Origin of the sequence: Sorangium sp. So ce381, from assembly GCF_051473845.1 — a bacterium.
In the GTDB taxonomy this organism is placed as follows: domain Bacteria; phylum Myxococcota_A; class Polyangia; order Polyangiales; family Polyangiaceae; genus Sorangium; species Sorangium atrum.
In genome coordinates, this window is sequence record NZ_CP150336.1 from 279,116 (window position 1) to 299,489 (window position 20,374).

General features: G+C 70.6%; 15 protein-coding genes. All 15 read right to left on the bottom strand.

Features of this window, described 5'->3' with window-relative positions:
- Window positions 1-46: 46 nt before the first annotated feature.
- The 15 genes from WMF29_RS01085 to WMF29_RS01155 all read right to left on the bottom strand — a co-directional run bounded on the left by WMF29_RS01085 (window position 47) and on the right by WMF29_RS01155 (window position 20,263).
- Entirely contained in the window at window positions 47-3,721 is a 3,675-nt protein-coding gene (locus WMF29_RS01085; RefSeq protein ID WP_437327057.1) for a hypothetical protein, read from the bottom strand.
- 6 nt (window positions 3,722-3,727) lie between these two features.
- Window positions 3,728-3,988: a hypothetical protein gene (locus WMF29_RS01090; RefSeq protein WP_437327058.1), complete on the bottom strand. Its 261-nt coding sequence runs from the start codon at window positions 3,986-3,988 to the stop codon at window positions 3,728-3,730.
- A gap of 83 nt (window positions 3,989-4,071) precedes the next feature.
- The gene (locus WMF29_RS01095) at window positions 4,072-4,725 is read right to left on the bottom strand and encodes a hypothetical protein (protein ID WP_437327059.1); all 654 of its coding nucleotides are present in this window, start codon (window positions 4,723-4,725) and stop codon (window positions 4,072-4,074) included.
- On the bottom strand, window positions 4,722-6,335 hold the full coding sequence (locus WMF29_RS01100) for a type VI secretion system baseplate subunit TssF (protein ID WP_437327060.1): 1,614 nt from the start codon (window positions 6,333-6,335) through the stop codon (window positions 4,722-4,724). Before WMF29_RS01100 ends, WMF29_RS01095 begins: the two co-directional genes overlap by 4 nt.
- A gap of 12 nt (window positions 6,336-6,347) precedes the next feature.
- Complete coding sequence (locus tag WMF29_RS01105; protein WP_437327061.1) at window positions 6,348-6,926, bottom strand: hypothetical protein; 579 nt, start codon at window positions 6,924-6,926, stop codon at window positions 6,348-6,350.
- Window positions 6,927-6,928: 2 nt separating this feature from the next.
- Complete coding sequence (locus tag WMF29_RS01110) at window positions 6,929-8,572, bottom strand: hypothetical protein (RefSeq protein ID WP_437327062.1); 1,644 nt, start codon at window positions 8,570-8,572, stop codon at window positions 6,929-6,931.
- A complete protein-coding gene (locus tag WMF29_RS01115; protein WP_437327063.1) occupies window positions 8,569-8,964 on the bottom strand; it encodes a GPW/gp25 family protein in 396 nt (131 codons plus the stop codon). Before WMF29_RS01115 ends, WMF29_RS01110 begins: the two co-directional genes overlap by 4 nt.
- Before the next feature lie 9 nt (window positions 8,965-8,973).
- Window positions 8,974-10,377, bottom strand: coding sequence for a type VI secretion system baseplate subunit TssK (tssK, locus tag WMF29_RS01120; RefSeq protein WP_437327064.1), 1,404 nt, complete (start codon window positions 10,375-10,377; stop codon window positions 8,974-8,976).
- An 11-nt stretch (window positions 10,378-10,388) separates the two neighbouring features.
- Window positions 10,389-10,958 carry a hypothetical protein gene (locus WMF29_RS01125; protein ID WP_272097280.1) on the bottom strand — a complete coding sequence of 190 codons (570 nt, stop codon included), beginning with the start codon at window positions 10,956-10,958 and terminating at the stop codon, window positions 10,389-10,391.
- 33 nt (window positions 10,959-10,991) lie between these two features.
- On the bottom strand, window positions 10,992-14,282 hold the full coding sequence (gene tssC, locus WMF29_RS01130; protein WP_437327065.1) for a type VI secretion system contractile sheath large subunit: 3,291 nt from the start codon (window positions 14,280-14,282) through the stop codon (window positions 10,992-10,994).
- A 139-nt stretch (window positions 14,283-14,421) separates the two neighbouring features.
- On the bottom strand, window positions 14,422-15,312 hold the full coding sequence (locus tag WMF29_RS01135; protein WP_437327066.1) for a hypothetical protein: 891 nt from the start codon (window positions 15,310-15,312) through the stop codon (window positions 14,422-14,424).
- A 6-nt stretch (window positions 15,313-15,318) separates the two neighbouring features.
- Window positions 15,319-16,314 (bottom strand): type VI secretion system protein IglI family protein, encoded by a 996-nt coding sequence (locus WMF29_RS01140; protein WP_437327067.1) that lies wholly within the window; start codon window positions 16,312-16,314, stop codon window positions 15,319-15,321.
- A gap of 3 nt (window positions 16,315-16,317) precedes the next feature.
- Complete coding sequence (locus tag WMF29_RS01145; protein ID WP_272097284.1) at window positions 16,318-16,707, bottom strand: DUF4280 domain-containing protein; 390 nt, start codon at window positions 16,705-16,707, stop codon at window positions 16,318-16,320.
- Between the two features lie 66 nt (window positions 16,708-16,773).
- Complete coding sequence (locus WMF29_RS01150; RefSeq protein WP_437327068.1) at window positions 16,774-18,480, bottom strand: DUF4135 domain-containing protein; 1,707 nt, start codon at window positions 18,478-18,480, stop codon at window positions 16,774-16,776.
- 91 nt (window positions 18,481-18,571) lie between these two features.
- Window positions 18,572-20,263 (bottom strand): AMP-binding protein, encoded by a 1,692-nt coding sequence (locus WMF29_RS01155; RefSeq protein ID WP_437327069.1) that lies wholly within the window; start codon window positions 20,261-20,263, stop codon window positions 18,572-18,574.
- Window positions 20,264-20,374: the final 111 nt, after the last annotated feature.

Consider the following 20,374-nt stretch of genomic DNA (forward strand, 5'->3'; position numbering starts at 1 on the left):
CGCTGCCCGTCCTCGCCGTCCTCCGCGGTTCCCCGGCGGTCCGCGCTCAATCGAGGGACGGCGCCCGGAGCAGCCCCGCGGGATTGGGCTCGAACAGGAACGCAGCGTACCTCCGCGGGTCCCCGGGGGACTCGGGCGAGGCCTTCCAGGTGACCTTCGAGCCCGTGATCTCGGCGCGCTGGATCAGGTGGAAGAAGGAGAAGTCCGCCGCCGCGACGTCGATGGTCTGGATCCGGGGCTCGCCGCCGCCCGTCGGCGTGGTCTGGATCCCCACGCTCGATGTGTTGGCCTGGCCGCCTGCGGGCGACCACGCGACCGGGAAAGGCTGCCACGAAGGGGCCTGATTGAACGCATAAAAGGTGGCTGTCCCCGACTGCAGGAGAGCCAGGGTGATCGTGCGCTCGGGCTCGACCGGCGAGAGGGGAGGGGCCTTGACGCGGAACGCGATGGGCTGCGGCTTGCCGTCGGGCCCGAAGAGCATCTTCTGGAGGCCCTGCGCCCACGACGCGAGCCGGAGCGCCCCCGCCGGGACCTCGACCGCGCCCGCCGAGGGGACCTCCAGCGGCGTGTAGCTGCCCGCCGGGCCCTCGCGGCACACCGGCCCGATCAGCGACGCGAACGACGCGAAGAAGGTGCCCTTGGGCCCGAACGTCGCCTCCACGTCGGCCGCCTGCGCGTCCACCGTCGATCGCGTGTCGAACGGGAAGCGCCCCAGGATCGGGGTCACGGACGGGCGGAGCTCCGCCGTGTACGCGTCGGCCGCCGCGCGGTCGAGATCGGCCTTCCCGAGCGCGAGCGCCCGCTGCACCGCGAGGCGGAACGGCCGGCGGAGGGACTCGGTCATGGACGCGTCGTTCAGCCACGCCTCGACCTCGGCGTCGGGGGATTTCGCCGGGGTGCGCAGGGCCGAGAGCGCGAGCGCGCCGATGGGGGCCAGGCGATCGTCGAGCGGCGCGTCCCTCTTCGGCGCCGGAGGGGCCCTGTCCGAGAGCGAGGGGACGAGCGTGATGAGGAGCTTGTAATAGGGCTCCAGCGCGGGATACTTGCCGTTCTCTCCGGTCAGGAGCCGCGCGATCGGGCCGAAGTCCGCGACCGGGTCCCCCACGAGCCGGAGCAGCGTCCCAGGCGTTCCCGGGATGCTCGCCTGATCCGCCACGCGCTTCTGGAAGGTGGTGAAGAACGAGGACGGAGACACCATGTCGGCCACGTCCGCCGCGAGCGCGGAGGCGCCCCCTCGCGAGAGCTGGAAGCTCTTGTAATACGCGTCCGTCGCGTCGCGCAGCCCCGCGCCGTAGCTCGACGCCGCCGAGCGCGTGGGCCGCAGGTAGATCTCGCGCTCCGAGACGTCGAGGCCCGTGCTCGCGAGCGCGGCCTCGAAGCCCGCGAGGCCGGGCTCGACCTCCGCCGTGAACGCCTCGTGCGAGACCAGGCCATCGATGTACGTGGACGCGCCGCGCCCGGGCTGCGGGAGCACGGGGGGATACGCCGCGTCCTTGGGGAACAGCACCGATCGCCTGGACGAGTCCGCGAACAGGGCGTCGAGGTAGACGAGCGCGCGGCCGGCGACGATGGCCTGGGCCCACTGGCCCATGTCGAAGCTCCACGACTGGGCGTCGAGGACCACGCTGTAGACAGGCGGCTTCTTCGCCTCCGGCTCGGCGCCGGCCGCCGCGGTCGAGGACGCGCTCCCCGACGACGCCGCGCTCGCCGAGGCCGGCGCGGTGGGGGCCGCCGGCGCGGCGCTCGACCTGGGGGCGGCGGAGCCGACCCCGGCCGCCGAAGCGGCGGCGGAGGCGACGCCGGCCGCCGGAGGGGCGGCCGTCCCGACGAGCTGCTTCAATCGATCGAGCAGATTGTCAGCCTGCGTCTCGGCCGTGGCCTCGCTCGCTTTCGGCTCCACGATCTCGGGCGGTACGGCGATCACCTGGAGGTCCAGGACGGCCTGTCGCAGGCCTTTGCCCGCGCCCGACGGCCCGTCGAGCGAGGCTCCCCGGACGGCCGCGAGCAGGTGCTGGAGCGTGCCCGCGTTCTCCTGCATCCACGGGCCCGCGTCGCTCGTGGTGCCCTTTCCGAACAGGTTCTTCTGGTGCGGATGACGCGCCTGGAGGATCCGCGCCGCCTCGTCGAGCTCCGTCTGCTCCGCGGCGTCGCGGACCGCCTGATCGAGATCCCCCGCGCTGTCCTGGAGCTCCTTCAAGGGCTCGGTCCGCAGGCGCTGTCCGTGCAGCACGTCCGACAGGCGGCGGAAGAAAGAGGCCCAGTCCGCGCGCGAAGAGCCCTGCGGCAACGCGGTGATCTCGGGCAGATTCGAGAGCTCCCTCTCGGTCGGACCCGCGCCGTCGCTCACGGTCAGATAGCTCTTCAGGGTCCGGGGCGACATGCCGAGCGCGGCGGCCCACGCCGCCTCGTCTTTCTGGATGATCGCGCGCAGCGGGTCGCCCTCCTTGCCCGCGTCGAGCACGGAGAGCGCGCGGATCCGCGCGGCGCGGTCGGTGCTCTGGAGCTTGGGATTCAGCATGCCCGCCTCGACGGCGGTCCGATACTGCTCCTCGATCTCGGCGCGCCGCGACTCGAACAGCCAGGCCGAGCGGTCCATCCGGAGCACCTCGGCCGCGGCCTTCTCCTCGACGGTCCTCGACACCCTGTCACCGTGGCTCACCGCGTCCGCCATGATCGTGACGGCGCTCGCGGTGCGCTCGACCGAGCTGCGCTGCGCCGTGAACACGATCGCCCCGAGCGCCAGCGCCGCGGCCAGCGCGAGCGCCACGCGCGTGATGAAGCGGCGCTCCCGGGCCCGACGGTCGCTGCTCGCGAGCTCGGGATCCTCGGCCAGCGCGTCGCCGGTGGAGCGGAAGGGCTCCAGCTCGGTCGCGGCCGAGAGGAACACGCCGTTGACGATCGGCGCGTCCTTCGTCGAGGCGAGGAGCGACTCGAAGAACGGCGCGAGGGCCCGCACCGTCTCCGGGCCCTCCGACGAGACGAAGCCCACGAGCTCGGGGAACCTCGTGGTCCGGGCGCCGAGCGGCGTCACGCGGCGCCACTCGGCGGGGAGCTCGTCGGACTCCCTCGGCGCGATCGGGCCGCGGGCGTTGGTCTCCTCGAGGATGTCGCAGAGCGGTGAGAACCCGGCGGAGCGAGCGTCGCAGTGCGTGACCGCGACGCGCACGTTCACCGGCGAGCCGCGCAGATCGGTGAGGATATCGAGCTTGCGCCGCGCCACGCGGCCGAGATCGCGCAGCCCGGCCTCGTTCCACGAGAGCGAGCTCGCGTTGACCACCACGATCACGCGGAGCGCATCGAGCGCCACGCCCTTCCAGAGCTTGCGGAGCGCGTCCTCGGCCTCGGGCCGCGGGTCGAACAGGAGGTCCGAGGCGATCTCCTGGACGCGCTGTCCATTGCCTGAATACACGTCCAGATCGCGGCCGTCCGGCGTGTACCGATCGCCCTGCTTCAGGGCTCCGCGGATGAGGGTCGTCTTCCCCGACAGCCGCTCTCCGAGCACGACGAGCACGGGGCCGTCGCGCTCGCGCTGGGGCATCGCGGCGACGGCCTTGCGCCACGCGCCCGCGAGGTCCAGGTCCTCCGCCTTCTTTCCCTGGGCGGCGCGGCGCTTCCGGACCCACCCCACGGCGAGCAGGACGAAGCAGAGGATGCCGACGACGAGCGCGATGATCCCAAGGATGAACCACCCGTCCGCGCCGGAGCCGCCCGCGACATCCATCCCAGCTCAGCCCACTGCTTCCAGCAGGTCCTCGATGGTCTCGAAGGTGGCCACGAGCTTCGCTGGGTCGACCTTCGCCCCCGGGGCCACGGCTTCGTGGAGCGGCGCGAGCACGGCGGCGACGGCCGTCTTCGAGAGCGAGGCGGAGAGGCGGGCCTCGACGCTGGCGAGGAGCGCCTGCTTGGGCGAGACTCCGCCCTTCGCCGGCGGCGCGGACGGGCGCGGCGCCGGTGCGGCATCGTCGGACCCCGGGCCAAGGCGCTCCATGGGGGGATCTGACCACGGGCGGCGCGCGGCCACAAAAAAAAGGCGTCTGCGCTGTCTCTGCCCTCACCCGCGGCGATCCGCGCTCAGAGCGAGAGCGCCTTTCGCAGCCTCGCGAGCCACGATTCCGGGGGCTGGGGAATCGCGAGGGGCGCGGCGCGGGGCGCCGGCGGAACGAGGAGCCGCAGCGCGCTCTGCACCTCCTCCGTGCGCTCGCGGAGCAGATCGGGGGCGCCGGCGTAGCCGCCGGTGAAGCCCTCCGAGAGGCAGAATCGATACAGGGTCAGGAGCAACAGGACCCGATCGCGCTCGTCCGAAGGGGGCTGATTCGCGAGCTGCTCGGCGCGCGGGACGAGGGGCGCGAGCTCCTCGAAGAACAGGTCTCCTCCGTCCTCGCGAGGCGCGTAGTCGCGCCGCTGCACGCGCAGCCACTCCTCGCTCCCGCCGAGCGGGGCGACGCGGAGCAGCACGCGCTCGTCGTACAGGCACACGAGCGGCAGCAGCACGTTCTCGGGCGACGCGCGCGTCTTCCGGGACACCCGCCCTCGCAGGTGGTCCAGCTCGTCGGAGATGTCGGTCGAGAGCACGACGAGATCGGGCAGGCCCGGGCCGGCGTCGAACGCGTCCTCGATGATCTTCTCGAGCTTCGCGTGCGCGGCCGTCACCTCGCGCAAGAGGTGGAGCACCCCGTCCTCCCGGGGCGCCGCGGCCGGGCCGGATGGACTGCCCACCTGCGTCACGGCGAGATCTCCTGATCTCCGGCGCGCGGGGAGGTCGTCTCGACGTCCGCGGGCTCGGGGCTCCACGCGTCGAGCAGCGCCGAGACCTGCCGGTGGAACCAGGGCGCGAGCGCCTCCTCCCCTGCCGCGGGCCGCTGCATCTCCACGCGATACACCCTCTTTCGCGGGCCCCGCGCGCCGAGCGGATCCGGCGCGAAGGACGCGGTGAGGCCGGCGATCCGGCCGGGAAACCGGGCGAACGGGCTCGCGCCGGAGGCGCCGAAGAGCGTGAGGAGCGCCCGGAGGTCGCGCGCTTCGAGCGTGGGTTTCTGCTTGAGCGCGAGCACGTCGAGCCCCTTCTCGGGCGAGAGGGCGAGGGGGCTCGGCAGGGGCGGCCGCACGTTGCCGAGCACGCGGAGCGAAAGGCCGTCGAGGGCCTTCTTGCGCTGCGGCCGCACGGTCAGCGGGCCGCGCGCGTTCTGCCAGAGCGAGGGCTGCGACCAGACGGCGTCGACCTGCGCGATCCACGGCGCGGTCACCGCGTCGGGCGAGGAGACGCGCACCATCACGCTGCCGTCCTCGGGGAAGAGCACCTCGTACGAGTCCCCTTCCTCGCCCGAGAGCGAGCGCGGCGGGACAGGCGTCAGCACCTTCTGGACAGGCCTGTAGATACCGCGCACCGTCACCGGCTCGACCCCCTCGAGCGCCGAGTGGAGCAGCCGGACCTGCCGGGCGTCGCTCGTGCCGTCCACGGAGATCGGCTCGGCCAGATCGCTCCATGCGTTCTGCATCGGCACCACGAAGAGCGCGAACGTGTCGGCCGTGACCGAGAGCTGCTCCGGGAAGCTCGCGCCGAGCGAGATCGTCAGCGTCATCCGCTCGGGGGCGGGCCCTTCGGCCGGCACGGAGACGCGGAAGAGCAAGGCCTGCTCGGGGGCGTGGAAGAAGGAGCGGATCCGGTCGATCGGCGAGCCGCCCTCGCCGCTGTCCCACGGCCTCGCGGGCGCGGGCGCCTCGAACGACACGTCGCAGGCGCGGTCGATCCCGTCGTCCTTTGTCGCGACCGCGCGCACGAAGTGGCGGCGCAGCTCCTCGTGCAGCTCGGCGCCGGCGTTGTAGTCGCCGTGCCGCCGGACGAAGAACGGGAGCTCGATCTGGCCCTTTTGCGGCACCCTGGCCGCGAGCTGGATGCGCAGCTCCGCGCCGCGCGCGCTCCTCGCGATCTCGGCCTTCTGGATCCGGATCGGCCGCACGGGCAGGGGGCCTCGCGTCGAGAAGATCGACGCCCGCCCGTCATAGGTCTCGACCCGCATCTGCGTGCCCTCGGGCAGCTCGATCGGCGCGTCCAGGAGGCCCCACCCGTCCGCCTGGAGCAGCGCCGCGGCGGGCGTCGGGGCGAACAGATCGTCGAGCAGGCCGCCGGCCAGGCGGATGATCGCCGCCCGCATCGCGGCGCTCGCGGACGCGCGCGTGCGCGCCGAGAAGAACGCCATGGCCTCGATGAGCCTCCGCACGTCGGGATCGTCCGTCCCGGCCGCGAGCTCGCCCCTGCGGACGCCGCTCTCGATGGTGTGATCGAGCGCCGCGAGCTCCTCGTGGAACAGGGCGCGAAATTGGGGTCCTTCGTCCATGTCGCCGCTCCCTCAGCCCACGTTCACGAGCTGGCCTTGCACGTTGGTGAGGCTGCCCTTGAACGTGGCCGTGCCCGTCGACTCCGCGTTGAGCGTCGCGTCGGCCTTGATCTGGACCATCGCCCCGGACACGCTCACCTTGGTCTGCCCGGCGGCGTCGACCTCCATCGACGCGACCTTGGCCGCGGAGGACGTCAGATCCACCGTGCTCTGACCGCCTCCGGAGAGGGCGATCTTCGTGTTGCCGGTGACGCTCACGTTGGTGCCGGTCGCCGAGATGTCCTTGTCCGACGAGAGGGTCATGTCCTTCGCGCTCTTCACGGTCATCGTGTCGTCGCTCTGGTAGGTGGACGCCTTGGTCGACTTCATGGTGATCGTCTCGGAGGCCGTCACCTCGAACTCCTTGCACGAGACGCTGACCTTCGCGGAGGTCTGCGTGATGGTGCTCGTCGCGTCGGAGCCCTTCACGGTGAGCGTGATCGAGGTCCCGTTCATGGCGACGGTCTGCGTGATCTGATCGTCCTTGTTCTCGATCGTGACGGTGATCCCCGCCACCTTGTCGAGCTCCACGGTGCAGATCAGCTTGCCCACGACTACGACCCTCCCCCTTCCGTCTCCTCGACCTTGAGGGTCATCTTGCCCTCTTCGAGGCGCAGGAGCACCGTGTCGCTCTCGTTCGTGCGGAGCACGCGGAGGACGGGTTTGTCGCTCTGGTAGTCGTGGAGCATCGAGGTGTTGCTCTTGTCGGATTTCCCGAAGAGCAGGTGTTGCCCCTGGCCGTCCTGCGGCACCCGCGCGCCGGGCCGGTGATCGAGGACGCGGACGATCTCCGCGCGATCGAAGAAGCACGCGAGCCGCACCCGCTCGTTCTTGTAAACGGGCAGGTAGAAGGTGCCCGTCGCCTGCGCCGACATGTACGGCGCCTTGATCTGCTTGCTCTCGAAGGACGGGATCTCGACCTTGTACTCGTCCACGGACGTCGTCTCGTTCGCGGTGATCTCGTAGGTGACGTCGGTGTCCTCGCCGACCGCGCTCACGCACTTTCCTTCGAGGTAACCCGGGAACTTCGGAGGTACGAACGGCGGGAGGGACACGAAGGGGTCGTCCTGGTCCTCGAGCAGGAGGCCGAGCTCGATCTCGAACCCCGTCGCGGTGTCGCCGTAGTCCGCCTCGGGGCCCTGGTCGAGCGCGCGCGCCGACATCGAGAGCTCGAGCACGCGCAGGTCGCCCGGGGGCGTGCGGATGGAGCTCGGGAACCCGCCGCTCGCCGACACGGTGACAAGGCTGCCCGGGGAGACAGGCACGGCGGGGAACCGCGCGAACGAGAGGGTGAGCCGGGTCGCGGGCGCGCGCGCGCGGGCTGTCTCGGCGGTCACCCGATCGTCGCCCTCCTGCGCGACGTCGGAGCAGATCACCACGTCCTCGTAGATGCCAGTCGCGGCGTCCTGGTTCGTGATCGCCGAGAGCTTCGGGGACGCCGCCGAGACGTTCAGGACCCGCGGGGCGTACCGCGCGGGCTCGGCGATCTCCCAGGTCAGGTCGACGACGTCCTCGCGCGGCAGGACCGCCGCCGTCCCCGAGGCGTCCTTGGTCTTCGAGAGCTTGTAGGTCCCGGCCGTGTGATCGAACGTCAGGACGCCCGCCTTGTGGCTCACGTACCAGGTCACGAGATCGTAGAAGCTCGCTCCCGCGGCCCTGGGGAGGTGGAAGAACACCATCGGCACCGCGGCGGACAGCGTGTCCCAGTCGTAGGAGAGCGTGATCTTGTCGCCCTTGTTGGCGTCGAGGACGTCCTGGAACGACTGGTCCACGGTGAGAAGCGTCGGGTGGTGCTGCCTCCAGAGGGCGCGCGCCGCGTCCACGAAGCGGACCCGATACCTGCGGTAGAGCACCGGGCGCTCCGTGAAGCCCTTGTCGTGGATCTTCTCGGTCACGCTCCGCTCGACGACGAGGCCGCGCGTCGCGATCGCCGGGATGGTAGGGTCCTTCTGCGCGTCCGAGCGCACCGCGGCGACGGAGAGGCTCACCTCGGCGAGATCGGGCTTCTGGAAGTCGGCGAGCACGCCGTCCGTGTACTGGCCGCCTCGTGTCTGATCGTCCTGGAGGACGAACTCCACCGTTCCTTCGGCGCCCCACGGCGTGAGCCGGAGCGAGAAGGCGCGCACGTTGCCGCCCTGGATCGTGTGGGCCGTGCCGCCGCAGGTGAGCGTCAGGGTGGCGGCGAGGCGGTCGTTCACGCGGGCGCCCTCCCTCCGTCCGGCCCCGGGGCCATGGGCTCGACGGTCACGTAGCGCAGGATCGTGTGCATCCGGATCCAGAAGGCCGCGGGGCTCCCCTCGACCTCGCACTGGAGCTGGAAGGCCGCGTACAGGGTGCTGTCCGCGCCGAGGAAGGTGAGCACCGGCCTCTCGGCGCGCGGCTCGTAGTCCTCGATGAGCCTCAGCATCTCGCGGCCCAGGGCCTCGATGAGCGGGTTCGTCGCGAGGTGCTCCTCGTAGTCGCCGAGGCCGAAGACCTCCGCCGCCTCGGCATATCCCTTCTTCGCGTTCAGCACGGTCGCGAGGTTCCGCGCGACCGACTTCAGGGCGGGCTCCATGCGCTCACCGGCCAGACGTCCCAGGAGGCCCATCGTCCGCCCTCAGCGCGCCGTGCTCGCCGGATAGGTCCAGTAGAGCGCGGCGCGGATGCCCTCCAGCTCCTTCGGGCGCAGGAAGCCGATGGAGCGGCTGGCACGCACGTACTTCCACTCTTCTTCGGGCGTGGCGACGCGCTGGGCGCCCTCGCGGTGCGGCTCCATGCGCTGCGTGTCCGCGCGGTGCGGCTCCATGCGCTGCGTGTCCACGCGGTGCCCCTCCAGGCGCTGCCGCTGCTTGCCGTCGGGCTTCGGGAGCGCATAGACGTCGAACCGAGCGCCGAAGTCGGCGGGGGAGGCGCTCGTCCGGGCGGGGCGGATACCGCGCGTGGAGTGCTGGTTGATCCATGGCAGCCGGCTCGGCTCGCCGAGGCGCACATTGTACCGCTCCAGGGGCATCTCGCCGTACGGCGTCGGACGCTCGATGACCAGGTAAATCTCCGGCGCGTCGAGCACGTCCTCGGGGATGTCCTGCGCCACGAAGCGGCCCTCCGACTCGACGAGCTGGATGGTCGGCGTCGTGAGGGGCAGCCCGTCGATCCGGGACTCGATCGCGTAGATCAGGTCGCCGAACAGGCCGCCGAGGTTGTCGTGATCGTACCTCGGAAGGAGGCTGTCGGGCAGCGTGCCCTCCACGAGGTGGAGCTCCACGAGGAGCGACCGCAGCGCCGCGAGCACCGTATGCGGGTGCAGGCGCGCGTGCGAGCGGCTCTCGGCGCCCTGGGGAGCGTCGAGGAGCGCGTCGTCGAGGAGGACGACGGCCTTCATCACCTCGGCGCGCCCGCGCAGGAAGGCCTGCGTGGGGCCGGCCGACCTTCGGGCCTGGGCCACGTGCTTGCGCAGCTCGTCGGAATACCGGGTGAGCCGGTCGCGCAGCCCGACGAGGCGCGCGTGGAGATGGGGAGTCGATCGGAGCCGGAGGAGGGGTGGGACGACGGCCGGAGCGACGTAAAACGCCTTTCCGTCGCGGGTCTCGAAGCGCCCCACGTGCAGCGATCGGCCGCGCGCGGACGCCTCCTTGAACGACAGCTCGGATCGGAGGGTGATGCGGGGGGTCCCCACGGCGCCCGCCCGCTGGCCCTCGGCGGGCTCCGCGGGGAGCACGTGGAAGTACACGTCGACCTCGGGCGTGCCCGCGGCCTTGAGCTTCACGGGCTCCGGGAGAGAGAGGTTGTCGGAGGAGCGGACGATCGGCCCGCCGGGCATGGCGGCCGTCGCCCTCTCGAGGCGCAGGATCCCGCGCGAGAGGTCGCCGGCATCCCATTCCAGCTCGAGCCAGCCGTACGCCGGGAGCCCGGGAGCCTCGGCCCGCGCGCGAGATTCCTCGGACAGGGACTCCTCCAGAGACTCGAAGTCTTCCGGGCGGAGGATCTGTCCGAGGTGCCAGTCGACGCGGGCGAGGCTCTCCATCTCGTCTCCCGTCAGCCGAGGGCCAGGCCCCAGGACTTGACGACGTTCTTCTGGTCGGCGGTCGCGATGTGGAGGGTCTGCGCGCTGGGCTGCGGCTTGATCCCGATCTGGAACGAGTAGTTGATCGGAGACTGCACCTCGGTGGAGGCGTCGTCGGCGACCGAGACGTTGAGGTCCTCCCCGCGCTTCTCGAGCAGGCCGTTCATGTCGGTCTGGTTCGCATGGAACGCGAGGTAGTACTTCTTCGCGACCGGGTCGTAGTCGTACACGGCGAACTGGTACACGACCTCGACGCTCGTCAGGCTGTTGATGATCAGGCTCGCGAGGGTCTGCCGGTTCGGCGCCGAGACCTGGCCGGAGAGGTACACCGCGTCGGTGACGCCCGTCTCCCACAGGGCGCCGCTCAGCACCGCCACGCACTTGAGATCCGTGGTGGGGTTCGTCGGGTCCTTGCAGGTCTGATCGACCGTGAGATCCGTGCCGGCGACCTTGATCTTGGTCAGGTAGCCGACAGGGGTCTGCTTGTCCTTCTTGTAGTTGTATCCCTGGTAGATATCGAGGCTTCTTCTGTATTCAGGCATGGCAGCTCGTCCTTTCCTCGGATCGCTTCAGGATCACTTGCCGCCCAGGCTGGCTTCGAGGCGCAGCTCGACGTCCATGCCCTCGAACTGCACGTGCGGGAGGACCGAGATGACCGACTTGTACCAGCCGAACGGCCCGGGCTTCGGCTCGACGGTCACCGAGGTGGCCTTGAAGGGGTAGTAGCGGAGCGTGAGATCGTCCGGGTTGGTCACGGTGGTGACGTAGCCGGAGAGCCACTCGGCCAGCGACTTCTGGATGTAGTCGCCGTCCGCGGTCGACCCGATGTAGTCGCGCACCATCGCCTTGACGTAGTGCGCGATGATCGTGATCGAGTAGGTGTACGCGAGGTTCGTGACGAGGAAGGAGTTCTTCGTCGCGACGTCCTCGAGGAAGTTCCTGCCCTTCTTCACGGACTGGGCGCTGAAGAACGTGGCGACCGCCTCGCCCTTCTTGTGCACGAGCGCGATGAGCCCGTTCCTCGCGAACTGGTACTCTCGGTAATCGGGGATCACGATCTCGACGGGCGGGAGGAACTCCTCCTTGCCGTCGACCCCGATGGCCTTCTTGCCGTAGACGATCTCGTCGTCCTTGCGCGTGTACGAGAAGACGGTGAGGCCGTCCACCCTGCCGCCGCCCTTCGGGCCGCGGATGTGCTGCGCCCACTCGCTCGTGGCGTACGAGCGGATGAGGTTCTTGCCGAACAGCACCACGGGGTTGCCCCAGAGGAAGTTGTTCTCGTCGCCCGGCCGCTCGGGGTGCACCGTCTCTTCGTAGGCGATCTCGTTGCCGAGCTCGGGCTCTCCCGTCGAGCCCCACGGCGTCCGGACGAGGTACCGCGGCAGGATCAGGCCGATGTAGGCGGCGTAGTCCTCGTCGCGGAAGGCGTCCCATTTGCCGTACTTCGGGTTGGACAGGACGGCGTCGAGATCGGCCAGATCGGCCACGTCCTGCATCGAGTCCTTGCCGATGAACTTGCTGTTCGCCGAGGCGAGGAACGGGCAGTGCGCGGACGCCGCGATCTTCGACATGGTGCGCAGCCACCTGATGTCGGCGCCGTCGCCCCGCACGTCCTCGAACTCGTAGAGCCCGAGCATGGTCGCGAACGGCTCCCCGCCGTACCGGTCGTACTCCTCGATGTAGACCTTGCGGAAGAGCGCGCTGGAGAAGATGTCGGAGTCGTGATCCAGGAAGTCGTTGCGCAGCTCCTCGCGCGTGACGTCCAGGAAATCGATCACGATGTTCTCCTGCTGGACGTACTGGCAGAGATCTTCGAGCCCCTTCCAGTTCCGCTCCAGCTCCTGGAACCCGGGAGCGTGGTAGATATCGTCCAGGTATTCGCTGAGCTGTCGATCCACCTGGGCGCTGAGCTTCGAGCAGACGTCGAGGAGCTCGCTCAGGTTGGCGCCCTTGCCGGAATACAGCTTGAGCTTCGCGCCGGGCGCCAGAGGCCCGGTCGGCTTGGTCGTCACGATATCGACGTTGAGGAGGAGCGCGGCGAGCTCGTTCATGAGCCTCGCGCCGTCGCTCACGGTGACGTCGTGATCGCGGAACTCGACCTTCGAATAGCGCACGGGCGCGCCGTTCTGGGGGGCCGGGCCCTGCAGCTTGACGAGCGCCAGCGCCCCGTTCTTGTCGACCGTCTCTCCCATGGAGGAGCCGACCGCGCTGAGCACCGCCCTCTGGAGCTCCGGCGGGGCGCCCGGCGGGCCGCCGGCCGACGCGGCGAGGGGCGCCGCGGGCTTCACGATGGCGAGCTGCTGGTAGCCGGGCTGCAGAGCGGCCTGCAGGGCGAGGAGGCCTGACGTGTCGTTCTCCAGGGCGGCGCGCATCGTGTCGCGGAGCGCGGGCACGTTGCGCAGCTCGCTCTTGAGCGATCCGAGCAGCTCGCTGATGATCCCGAGGCGGTTCAGCTCCGGGATGTTCGACGCGATGGTGTCCGGATTGAATGAAGCGATGGAGTCGAACGGCAGGACGCGCTCGGCGTTCAAAAGGATCTTGCCGTTCGGCACGACCGGCGGGATCGGCGAGAGGGGGGCGGCGTTCAGCGCGTCCGACGACGTCTTCACGCCCTCGGCGCTGGCCTGGGCCCTTGTGGCGACGTCCTTCCGGACCTGGGTCCTGGCGTCGGTGGCGTCCGCGGCGGTGGCGTTCTGCCCCTTGGCGATCAGGGCGGCGAGCGCGTCGTGGGCCGCCTTCGCGGCGCTGGCGGCGTCCTTGGCGGCCCCGCCTGCCGACTTCGCGAAATCGATCAGGTCGCGGGCCTTCTGCAGCGCGGCCTCCGCGTCGGCAGCGGCCTTGTCCAGATCCGCGCCGCTCTTGCCATCGAGCGCGGTGACCTTGGTCGCCGAGGCATCTGTGGCGGTCTTCGCGGTGTCCGCGGCGCCCTTGGCCGCGGCCGCGGCCTTCACCGAGGCGTCGGCGGCGTCCTTCGCGTCTTGCAGCGTCGTCGCGCCGAGCGCGGTCTTCACCGCGTCCGGCAGCGCATCGATGCTCAGGGCGTCGGTGGCGGTCTTCTGCGCGCCCGCGTCCGTGACCTGCTGAGTCGCTCGATCGACGGCCGCCGCCGCGTCCACGGCGAAGCCCTTCTGCTCGTCCGGGACCAGGCCTGCCCACTGATCCATCGTGATCGGCGTGGCCACGACCTTGGTGTCGTCCTGCTCGGATTTCTGGACGTAAAGCCTCGTTCTAAAGGCCCTCTCGCCCTTGCCGACCGTCTCGACCACGCCCGCGACGACGCCGACGGGCTCGTCCCGCGCCGGGATCGTGAACAGGCCGCGCACCTTGCCGCCGCCGCCGAGGCCCGCGTCGATCATCGTGGGCAGGCTGTCGGCGACGAGCTCGACCTGGGCGCCGAAGGAGAGCTTGCCGGCCACCTTGCAGAGGCCGTTCTGGTCCTCGGTGCTCGCGAAGCTCGCCGAGCCGGAGAGCTTCACTTGCACGCTCTCGGGCGCTCCCTCGGGCGCCTTGCTGGCCGGGAGAGCGCCGGTGAGCTGGAGGTTCGTGATGGTCCCGGGCAGGTCGGTGGCGAGCCACGGCTCGAGCTTCACATAGGGGAGCAGCTCCCCCATGAACTTGTCCACCCTGGCGCCCAGCACGCCGAAGACGTACGAGCGAATGGGCCTGTCGTAGAGGGAAGGGAGGTGGGAGACCCGGTTTGCGTACTCACCTTCGGCGTGAGCGTGGTCCCCGGTGAAGTTGCCGAGCACGAGCAGCCGGAAGGGCAGCTTCTTCTGCGCCTCCGTCCCGCTGATGCGCGTCCTGTAGCGGAGCATCAGCCGGGAACGGAACCGTTCTGGGAAAGGATAGGGAAATTGATTGCTCACGATCTTCTCCTGGGCGCGGGCTCTCACACCGCGGAGCAGGCATCACGAGCCTGACCGCCTTCCAGCGCGATATGGCCAGCATTTCACGGTCCAGCGGCCAGGGCCAAAGAAGCGCGGTGCAGCCCCGGTTCGCCTCGCTTCAATCGCCGCGCGAGCGCGGCGCGCGACCCTCGAAGATCAGGCGCACTTCGGGCCGCGAGGCCACGACGAGGGGCTCCACTCCCACCCTGCCGTCGCCGAGCCGGAGCGCCGCGCGCCCGTCCGGATCGACGAGCCAGACGCGGAGGAGCGCCTCGGTGGGGTCGAGCCCGCGCCATACCGTGTTTTCCAGCCGGCGCATCACCTCGACGGGCCAGTCATTTTCGGTCCACGTGTCGTTCGACGTCTTGAGGAGCACGACGTCGAACCCCCACGTCGGGGAGCGCACGGTGCCGCCGAGCATGGCCGAGCCGAGCGCCGCCCGCCCGAGCTCGGCCGCCATCGCGGCGAGCCTCTCGGTGAACATCCCTCTCCGGACGGAGACCTGAAATTCGGGGAATGCCCGCGAGAAGAGCCAATGCAGCCCCGAGGGGGTCGCGAGCCGCGAGATCTGCCGCAGCCTCTCGCCGAGGTACCGCCCCGCCGGAGCGAGCCAGCCGCTCGAGCCGGGGTCCAGGGCTTCGAGCCTGTCGCGGAGGAGCGCCGCGTCGATGTGCTCGATCAGCGTGAAGAGGGGCGGCCCGAGCAGCGGATCGGCCTCCAGCTCCCGGAAATACGACGGCAGCGCCGACGTGGCCGACCGGAGGCCCAGGTTCAGCGTGATGGTCACTCCGGCGGGGCCGAATCCGATGGAATCCACGGCCGAGGGCTGCGGGGCGGCGGACGAGCGGCCCCGGAGGTGGATGGGGCGGCCCGGAAAGAGGCGCTGGACGAGCCGGTAGAGCACCCACGGCTCGAATCGCCGCGCGTGCTTCGCGAGCGCCGACTCCAGCTCTCCCGCGGGGGGCGCGTCCGGCGGGTCGGAGGAGGCGGGCAATCCGGGCGCGGCCACCGCCGGTCACCCGTCCACGAAGGCGTCCAGGTCCACCTGGTAGAGCTGCTCCAGCGCCTCCCACCGCGGACTGCCCATCTCTTCCCAGCAGGGCGCGATCTCGTCGATGTGCGAGGAGAGCGCCTGGAAATAGGGCACGAAGACGTCGGGGAAGAACACCTTGGGATCGAAGCTCTTGAGCGTGCGGCGGAGGTCGTCCGCGACGACCGCCGCCTTCTGATATTGCCCGCTCTCGACCAGCATGCTGAAGGCCTCGAGCTTCCGGAGGAGGTGCGCGAACGCCGGCGAGATGCGCAGCGTGCCCGAAGGAGCAGAGGTGTCCGGCGCCCGCGGGAAAGAGGAGCGGGCGGGCACTGTCTCCGAGGTGGGAGCCGGGTCGTCCTCGGGAGCCTCCGGGGCCTCGGGCGCGACGTCGGCCGGCGGCTCGGGCGGGGGCTCGAGCCGCGGGGCCGGCCTGGCGGGCGCGGCGACCTTATCGAAGTGTGTCCTCACGCGCGCCTCCAGCTCGGAGAGCGAGTCCGTCGAGCGCGGCGCCGGGAGCGCCGCGGTGATGGCCTCTCGCAGCGCGGCCGAGGCGAGGAGCGCGGGCCCGCCGACGGCGTCGTGGTCGGCGCGGCTCCACTGCTTGAAGGTCGCGTCCTTCATCTTCTCATGGACGTCGATGTGCTGGACGATCGTCCTGAAGAGCGTCGAATACGCCCCATCGACCGTCCGCTCCTTGCGCTCCGCGGGGCGCAGCGCGCTCCACCGCTCGGCGACGGCCTTCCGGAGGGAGGTGAAGATCGGCGCGAGCGCCTGGGGCCCCTGCTCCGCGAACAGGCCGAGCGCATACGCGGTGATCACGCGCACGTCGGTTACCCCTTTTTCGAGGGCGCTCCTGGCCACATCCGCGCCGGTGATCGGGTCGTTCGCCATGGCGCTCTCGAGCGCGGGCAGACGGCCGTCCTCGGCGTCCTTCCCGCCGCCCGAGAGCGCCTTTTCGAGGAGCGCGGGGTCGAGCATGCGTCAGACGTCCATCACCTTGAATTGCCCTGGATTGAGCACCTGGATGACCCCGCCCCAGGAGCACATGAGCTTGCAGGAGACGTCCGTGGCCGGCGGCCCTTTGATCATCACCTTGGTGTTGCCCGGCAGCCACGTCCCGGCCGGGACCGGCACGCAGGGCATGGGCGTGAGCACGCCCAGCGCGGCCGAGGTGGCCGAGGCGACGGTGGGATTGGCGAGCGAGGTGCAGGCGCCGAACGGGGGGATGGTCGCTATAGCCGCCATGTCGGCGATGTTCGCGGAGGGCGCGCTCGCGAGCACGCCCTTCACGGGGAGCACGGCGAGCGTCGAGGGGGCGAGCCCGAAGCTGCACATCATGGTCGCGCCGGCGACGACCTGGGGACCGGACATGGAAGGCGCTCCTCTCGCAGGAGCGCGAGCATGCCCGAGGTGAGGGGAGGAGTGAAGTTTTCGGGATCAGAGGAACTGGCGCACTCTCTCTGGATGCTGGAGGCGCCGGGGGATCTGCAGCTCCGCTTCGAGCGCTGTCTGGAGATCTGCCTTCGTGCGGGCGATGGCGCCGCCCATGTGCGTCGTGGCGAGCCGAATACGGACTTCCTGGGTGCTGGAGACGTGGACCCCGGCGACCGCGGCGGCCGCGGTCGTGACGCCGATCTTGGGCCGAGGATCGTACATGACCGCCTTGTCGCGAGGCGGAAAGAACGCGGCGGGCACCGCGTTGAAGGCGCCCCCGTACCACTCCGTCCAGTTCATGAAATTGCCGTTGGTCGCGGTGGTCTCGTCGATCAGCGTGCCTCGCAAGTACTCCGTGATGCCGTTCACGTGCTGGCGGACCATGGTCGAGGTGGTGAGGATCACGCGCGCCAGCGGGTTGACCCGATCGAACTGTTGCATGAGCCAGTTGCTCGCGTGGTTGAACGCGGCGGCCACCCCGTCCACGCCGTCCACGATGCCGAGGGCGATGAAGAGGGCGTACGTCCTCGCGTTCCGGACGCCCCCGCCGTTCGCGGTGGCTGCCCCGGAGTTCGCGTGGCCTCCTCCGCCGGGGAGCGATACCGACTGGGCCTCCCATCCGGTGTTGGGGTCGTGATACGGGGCGAACATGCCGCCCGCCTGGGTGGTCCCTGGCGGCCTCGCCCCGAGCGCCGCTTCGAGCTTGGTGTGCGAGATGAGGGTGTTCGCCGGCGCGGCGTTCGGAGCGAGCGAGAAGCCCATCTCCGCGTCGATCAGGAAGGGCCCGTTCACGGTGGCCATCACGTTCTCCTGGTGGAGATCGGTGATCCCGAAGGCGTTCGCGACGGCGATGAGCTTGCCCATCCCGTGGAAGTACCTGCTCGCCTGCTGCTCGGTCATCGCCTGCGCGCGGGGCTTGAACTCCATGTATCCATAGCCGGCGTTGTGCTTCGGCGCGCCGATGTGGAGCAGCGGCAAGCCCATGTTCAACGTGTCGAACAGGCTCCTGAAGTTGGCCACGCGGGGGTGGCCTTGCGCGCACGCCGCGAAGGACTGCGGCGACCCCATCAGCATGAGCTGGAACGTGAGGTCGGTGGGCTTGTAGACGACGCGCACGCCGTTGCCGTACCTCACGATCACCACGCGGCGCGCGCAGACGTGCGGGTCGCTCCCCTGGATGTCGATCGCGGCCACGCCCCCTCCCACGCCGAACAGGTTCGCGAGGAGGGCTCTGTCGCGGTGCAGGCGAGTGACGATCTCGACCCCGAACTCGATATAGGACCGCCTGACGAGCTTGATGAGCGCGTCGACCCGGTCGGCGACGGTGGCCGGGAGGCTGTACACCAGGTTGGTGAAGAGGCTCCGGCCGATGCTGGTCGTGGTCGTGAGGAGACCGCGCGTGCGGACCGTCCGGAGGGAGCTGACGATGCTCCACTCGCCGCGCGCGTACAGCATCGCGGCGGTCCGGCACGGGCCGAAGAGGTCGCGCACCGCGTGGTCGAGGAGGCCCGAGGCGATGAGGGGCGCCATCATCGCTCGCATGCCGCCCGCGCCGAGGTGCCAATCGAGATCCGAGACGATGGACCGCAGCGCGCTCTCGATGTAAGGGCGGGCGCTATCGGCGTTGTTCAAGGGCGCGAGGGACGCTCCCTGTGTGCCGATGAGCTGGAGCCCTTGGTTCAGCGCCTGCGTGATCTCGTTATCGTACACGGGCCACCGAGCGCGAACGTACCCGTCATGCCGGCGAACACCAAATTCGCCGCGCGTCGCAGGTGATTCGCGCCCGAGCAGGCCGCGGCCCTCATCCGCCGGTCTCCCCACGAGGGGGCGGTGAGGTCAGCCGCCGCCGCAGCTCCACGAGCGCGGCGACGCCCGGGTTCGCGGAGCGCGCGTGGAGGCGGCCGGCGCGGTAGTTCGAAGCGCACCACTCCGGGTCGACCTTCTTGCCTTTTCCGCGTCCGTACAGCGGGAAGAGCTCCACCGCGTCCGGGGTGTAGTCTGGCCCGAGGCGCTCGCGGACGAGCTTGTCGATCGCGTCGGTGAAGCTCGGCTCGCTCTGCCGTGCGCCGAGGAACACGCACAGCACGAACCGCGTGTCGCCGCGCGCGGCCGCGCCCGGCAAGGGCACCACGGCCGCGCCCTCGCAGAAAGGCAGCTCGCTCACCGCGAGCGACAGGGCCTCTCCCGGAAACACCCGCGCTGACCTCCGAGGGGTGAGCGTGCTGCCCCACAGGTACTCCGACGCCACGCGGGCGAGCAGGAAATAGCCGTCCTTGTCCGGCTTGTCGCCGCGCCGCACGAACAGGCCGGCGTCGCCGGCCGTGGGCTTCTTCGTGGCGGGATCGAAGAGGTCCCACGGCACCCCGGGAGAAGGCAGCGCCTTGGCGTTGATCCCCTGGGGGCGCCGCGCCGAGAACAGCACGGTACCTCCCGCGGCCGTGTCGATCAGCAGGTTGGAGAGGGGCAGCTTGCCGAGGTTGTTTCCAGCGACCGCGGCGCGCGTCTCCATCCAGTCGAGCGGCTCCCCCACGTCGCGGAACAGCGCCTTGAGCGAGCCCGGCCACGCGCGGGGCGAGGCGCGCAGCGCCGCCGTCGCGGACGCTGAGAGGCCGAGCACGTTGACGCCCTCCGCGTCGAGGACGGCGGGGGTCGACTGGAAGGTGGCGAGGGGGACGGAGACGTACGCAGCGCCCGCGAGCCACGCCGACAGCACCATGGGCAAGAAGGCCTGCTCGTGGTGGAACCCCGGCGCGGACAGCCGCTCTCCGGGCGCGAGGCGATGGACAAGCATCGCGTCCGAGAGGGCGCTCGATACCACCGTCTCCGCGGGGACGAGGGTGGCTGTCCCGAACGGCGCGCGGAGGGGGGAGAGCGCGCCGAGGCAAGGCTCCTTCGGGGCGTAGGCGTGCGGGCCCACGGCGGGGGCGCGCGGAGGGGCCGCGATCGGGAGCGCCTTCTTCGCGAGCTTCTCGCCCACCTTCGCGGGCGCCTTCGGATCGAGCACGACGTGGGCCGGCGCGAGCGCATCCATGGCGGCCGCGAGCGCGAGATCGCCCTTCGGCGTTATCCAGGAGACGCACGCGCCGGCGTACAGCGCGGCGGCGAGCGCCACGACGCCGGCCACGCCGGGCGGGAGGACGATCGCGATCGCGGCGCCTGGCTTGACGCCGAGGGGCGTCCACGCCGCGGCGAGCGCGGAGGCCCGCGCGTGGAGCTCGGAGAAGCGGAGCCGCCCCGGCGCCCCTCGACTCGGCACCTCGACGAAGGCGATCCTGTCCGAGGCGGCGTGTCGCAGCACGGCGTCGGCGTAGACGTCATAGGCTGTTCCAGCGCGGCTCCTGAGCGTGCCAGTCCGCTCCGCGGCGAAGGCGAAGAGGGCGCGCCGGAACGCCGCCGGGTCCTCCCACGTGGCCGAGAGCGGCCCGGGATCCGTGGTCTCGTCCTCGCGGCGCAGCTCGACCGAGCGGAGCAGGGCGGCGAGATCGATCGGCATCGTGCGCTCGTAACCGAGGAGGCGCTGTCGGGCCAAATCCGCGGAGCTCCTCCCGTGACCAGCGATCACTGTGGTGCCTGTCCGGCTCAGGGATCGATCCCGAAGCATCCC